The sequence below is a fragment of the Oerskovia merdavium genome (assembly GCF_014836755.1).
Lineage (GTDB): Bacteria > Actinomycetota > Actinomycetes > Actinomycetales > Cellulomonadaceae > Oerskovia > Oerskovia merdavium.
This window is the reverse complement of sequence record NZ_JACSQF010000040.1, coordinates 1-1,252: the sequence shown is the minus strand read 5'-3', so window position 1 is coordinate 1,252 and position 1,252 is coordinate 1. Positions and strand designations below refer to the sequence as shown.

Below are 1,252 nucleotides of genomic sequence, written 5' to 3'. Positions count from 1 at the left end.
GGGACTGCCCCGGATTCGGTTGACTCCTGACCTGTGAGGACTGTGGTCCTTGCTGGAAGGATGTTCATCGTGCCTAAAGCGTTCCCGAGAGAGTTCCGTGATGACGTGGTCGCGATCGCCCGGAAGGGCGAGCTGCCGATCCGGCAGGTCGCGAAGGACTTCGGTGTGTCCGAGTCGTGTCTGCAGCGCTGGTTGAAGATCGCCGATGTCGAGGACGGCAAACGTCCCGGCGTGACCGCGTCGGAGTCTGAAGCGTTGCGTGAGCTGAAGAAGCGCAACCGGGCTCTCGAGCAGGAGAACGAGATCCTGCGCCGGGCTGCTGCGTACTTCGCCCGCGAGCTGCCCCCAAAATGACGTACCCGCTGGTCCTTGACCTTGCCGACGACGGTGTTCCCGTCGCGGTGACTTGCAGGGTGCTGGGCTTCTCCAAGCAGGCCTTCTACAAGTGGCGGGCCGCCCCGGTCACCCGCCGCGACATCGAGGACGCCTACGTGATCCACGCAGCCCTGCGGGTCCATCACGACGACCCGGAGTTCGGGTACCGGTTCATCTCCGACGAACTCAACGACGCTGGTATGGCCGCCGGCCGCAACAAGGTCGCCCGGCTGTGTCACGGGCAAGCGATCGTCTCGACGATCCACCGACGTCGCCGCGGTGCCAAGCGTCCCGGACCGGCGGTCCACGACGACCTCGTGAACCGTGATTTCGCCGCCGAGGGCCTCGATCAGGTCTGGCTGACCGACATCACCGAGCACTGGACTGACGAGGGCCGGCTGTACTTGTGCGCGATCAAGGACGTGCACTCGAACAAGATCGTCGGCTACTCGATCGACTCACGCATGACGTCCTCGCTCGCCGTGAACGCACTGGCCAACGCGATCACAGCCCGCACGCCCGAGTCGACGATCGTGCACTCGGACAGAGGATCTCAATTTCGATCGCACGCCTACGTCGATGCCCTGACCGCGGCCGGGCTGCGCGGATCGATGGGCCGAGTCGCAGCAGCAGGCGACAATGCCGCAATGGAGAGCTTCTTCGCGCTACTCCAGAAGAACGTCCTGAACCGTCACCGCTGGACGACACGTGACGAGCTACGCCTGGCAATCGTGACCTGGATCGAGAAGACCTACCACCGACGACGACGCCAAGAACGACTCGGCAGACTCACCCCGGTAGAGTTCGAACGCCAGACCCTGGCCCTCGCGGCCTGAACCACTCAACCCCGCGAGTCAACTAAATCCGGGGCAGTCCC

Annotated in this window: 1 protein-coding gene; it reads left to right on the top strand. The window is 64.3% G+C overall.

The features are described 5' to 3' along the window. Positions 1 to 69: 69 nt before the first annotated feature. Positions 70 to 1,211 (top strand): IS3 family transposase gene (locus H9641_RS19780; protein ID WP_318244701.1). Its coding sequence is split into 2 segments (ribosomal slippage): positions 70 to 337 and positions 337 to 1,211, totalling 1,143 coding nucleotides; the frame shifts between segments, so codons are not numbered across the junction. Positions 1,212 to 1,252: the final 41 nt, after the last annotated feature.